Annotated in this window: 3 protein-coding genes; 2 read left to right on the top strand and 1 reads right to left on the bottom strand. The window is 68.7% G+C overall.

Translation table 11 applies throughout. The annotated features are described in order from the left end of the window. Nucleotides 1-248 precede the first annotated feature (248 nt). Both PV350_RS45805 and PV350_RS45800 read left to right on the top strand, forming a co-directional pair. Nucleotides 249-821, top strand: a complete 573-nt coding sequence (locus PV350_RS45805; RefSeq protein WP_499513580.1) for a hypothetical protein — start codon at nt 249-251, stop codon at nt 819-821. A gap of 378 nt (nt 822-1,199) precedes the next feature. After that, nucleotides 1,200-1,898 (top strand): hypothetical protein, encoded by a 699-nt coding sequence (locus PV350_RS45800; RefSeq protein ID WP_500339217.1) that lies wholly within the window; start codon nt 1,200-1,202, stop codon nt 1,896-1,898. A 3-nt stretch (nt 1,899-1,901) separates the two neighbouring features. Here the strand turns inward: PV350_RS45800 and PV350_RS45795 are convergent, their stop codons facing one another. Further along, the gene (locus PV350_RS45795) at nt 1,902-2,786 is read right to left on the bottom strand and encodes a hypothetical protein (protein ID WP_500339216.1); all 885 of its coding nucleotides are present in this window, start codon (nt 2,784-2,786) and stop codon (nt 1,902-1,904) included. Nucleotides 2,787-3,053 lie beyond the last annotated feature (267 nt).

Here is a 3,053-nt window from a genome sequence, read left to right as displayed (position 1 = left end):
TTGTCCGATTTGTGTGCTTTTTTTTTTTTTTCCAACCGAAGACGGGATAAGAGGTTTAAAGAGGTCTCGTGGGCTCGGAAATTTGTAAAAAGAACAGGCCCCCCGCAGTCCCCATGCCCGCCGAGCGTAGGACCGCCCTCTGACAACGCCCCGTCTGCGCTGGTGCGTGACTTGATTCAGCCTATGGTGCGTTTATTGATGATCTGTCATGCTCCGAGCAGGATGCGGGGAGCTCCTATGGGGGGATCATGACGATATTGGGGCGGCCGAAGCCGCTCGGATTCGGACAGGCAGCCCAAGAGGCCCATTCCATCGCCGCCCCAATGTTGACAGCAGCCGCACTCGCCCTGGCCGGCGTCGTCGCGGGAGCGGACCCAACGTTTTTTCTCTGGCCTGGGCCGACACTCCTGGTCCTGGTCGCTGCATCGCTCTCGCTCGTTGCCAGCATGCAGCTCCACTACCACGCGCGCCATTACTATTACAGCCCCCAGGACATCGAAGCGTGGTACGGACCCGACGCCCATCGCTCCAAGCAATACCCTGCATTGCGCGTCACTCAGCGCCTCCATTTCGAGATATGGGAGCGCTACATCTTTTGGGCAATCCTGTCCTTCAACGCGGGTACCTCCCTGCTGGGCTTGGGCGTCTCCCTGGCCCTCGCACCCTCGGACGCCGGACCTCAAGCCGCATGGCGCTGGGTGGCGTTCGCCATGGTCCTCTTGTGCACAGCGTTGGACGTCCTGTGGATCGCACACCTGTACAGGTTGCGGAACCGGGAGGAACAGGACGAGGAAACCATCCCCGAATCCAGAGAGGGCTAGGTCACCGATGAGCTCGCATTCCATGACACTACCGGGAATCGCCGCACCCTCCAACAGAGGGCGGGAATGCTGGGGGGATGATTGTCCCGGACTGATCCCGAGGAACAGCGGCACGGACACCATAAAGGCATGGAATTCGGCACTCGAAAACGGGCCACACGCCATCGCCGAATATCTGAGGCAACACAACAAGGTCAAGCACGACCCGGGGTGCGACTTTCAAGTGCTGCCCCCCTCGGTCCACAACGCCGCCATGGACGGGGGCCGCGATCCACGACCTGTACTGAAACAAGCCCTCACCGAGCTCAACGAGGCCCGCCGCACGGACTAGTCACCCGTCCGGCAACCTGGGCCGCGCCCGCCACTACGATGACGCGCGTGGCTCGGACGGACAGGGAACGGGGGCGTCGTCCCGCCCCGTGGCTGGGTCTGGGCGCGCTGGCGCTCGGGAGCTTCGCCGTGGGGGACACCCTGCACCGGGTGCGCGTGGCAGCGGAGTGGGCCGTCACGTGGTGGCCCTGGCTGCTGCTCGCGCTGGCGGTACTCAACCTCGTGCGGTCCTTCGTCGGCGTCAGCTCGCTCATAGCCCCTGGCGTCCTGGCCACGATCGCCCTCGTGGGGCTCGCCCACGGGCACGCCGTCAGCGGCCGCGTCCTGGTGAACGTCGTCCTGCCCGTCTCACTCGCGCTGGTGGGCGTCGCGTTGCTGCGCCCCTCCGTTCGACCGGGGGAAGGGCGGTGGACGCGGTTCCTGTCCACGGGCCGCGTCCGCGGTCCCGGGGCGATCGGAGAACGCACCCGGCACCCGCGCCTGGAACTGCGGGCCGTCGCCGGGGAGATACGGGCGGACCTCACCGGTTCGGCGCTCGACGGCGACGTGACCGTCCACATCACGGCGGTCGTAGGGCACGTGCATCTGACCGTTCCCCGGAGCTGGCCGGTCACGGTGCAGACGACGGGCATGGTCCTCACGCGGGTCACCGACTCAGGGCCGAGGGACGCCATCGACACGGACTCCGGTGGCGTGGGCCTGCATCTCCTGGGACTGGGCGGCGCGGTCAGCCTGGTGCGGGCGTAGCGCTCATCGCAGACGGTCGGATATCCGCCGGAACAGGTCCCACTCACCCTCGTGGTCGGGGAGTTCGTGGCCCAGCGCCTTGGCCAGATCGAGCCGGTGCAGGTCGTAGACGACGTACATCAGCCCCGCATACGCCTGGGCGGCCGTCACCGCCCCCTTGTACGCGAGGGCTGCACCCGCCAGGGACGCGGCGAGGAGCCCCCACTGGCGCGGTTCGTCGTGGAAGGCCACCGCGCCGACCAGGGTGCAGGCGAGGAAGCAGTGGCACAGGTTCACCGCGGTGTCGAGGGAGTCCCGGGCCGAACTCAGCGCGGCGGCCAGCCGGCCGGAGACCTGCGGGAGGATCCGCGGCCAGGAGGCCAGCGTCGCCAGGCCGTAGCGCTCTCCGGCTCTGAGTTCGCCCGCACGCAGGGCGTTTCCGAGGGCCGTGGGAAGCAGCACGTTGCCCGGGGGAAGCGCCGCCAGTCGCCGGACGGCCTGATGGCGGTCGCGTTCGAGGCGGGCGAGGGAGTCCCGCTCCCGTATCTGCTCGCCGAGGCTCTTGCCGGTGCGGCTCTCCACGTCCGTGTCCTCGCGGGTGGTGGCGTCGAACAGGACCAGCCACCTGCGCCGCTGGTACTCCACCAGCACCCCCGCCAGCCGCGACGTCGGCGCCCACCGCTCCCAGTAGCCCTCCAGCACCCGGACGGCCCGCACCTGGAAAGGGTGCAGCAGCAGGCCGAGCAGTGCGGCGGAGGCGGAGATCGCGAGCACTGCGGCCGCGGTCGAGGCGGGGGTGGCGGGGAGGGCGTCGTGCCATCGGGTGCGGCCGGAGAACGCGCCCGCACGGGTGAGGGTCCAGGCGTGTGTGACGAACAGGGCGCTCGGCGCGAAGTGCACGGCCAGCATCCGGCGCAACGGGTTCCCGCCCTTCCCCCATTCGCATCAAGGAACCCAGTATGCGCTGGGCCGACCGGTGTCCACAGAGGTGCCCCCGGTTCGGTTGTGGGGGGTCGCAGCTTGTACCGTCCCCCCATGGCCGCGACACCCCCCACACCGCCGCGACGTGCCGTCCTCGGACTCGGCGTGGCTGCCGCGCTGCTTCCCGCCGGGAAGGCGGTGGCGGCCGGCAGATCCGTGGTCGGGGGCGAGCGGCTGGGGCGGCACGGGGTGCAG

The sequence above is a fragment of the Streptomyces sp. PA03-6a genome (genome assembly GCF_033792765.1).
In the GTDB taxonomy this organism is placed as follows: Bacteria; Actinomycetota; Actinomycetes; order Streptomycetales; family Streptomycetaceae; genus Actinacidiphila.
This window is presented reverse-complemented; position numbering and strand designations above follow the sequence as displayed.

Coding starts and splice junctions, on each gene's coding strand:
- PV350_RS45805 (WP_499513580.1), top strand. CDS start 249: ATGACGATATTGGGGCGGCCGAAGCCGCTCGGATTCGGACAGGCAGCC.
- PV350_RS45795 (WP_500339216.1), bottom strand. CDS start 2,786: ATGCTGGCCGTGCACTTCGCGCCGAGCGCCCTGTTCGTCACACACGCC.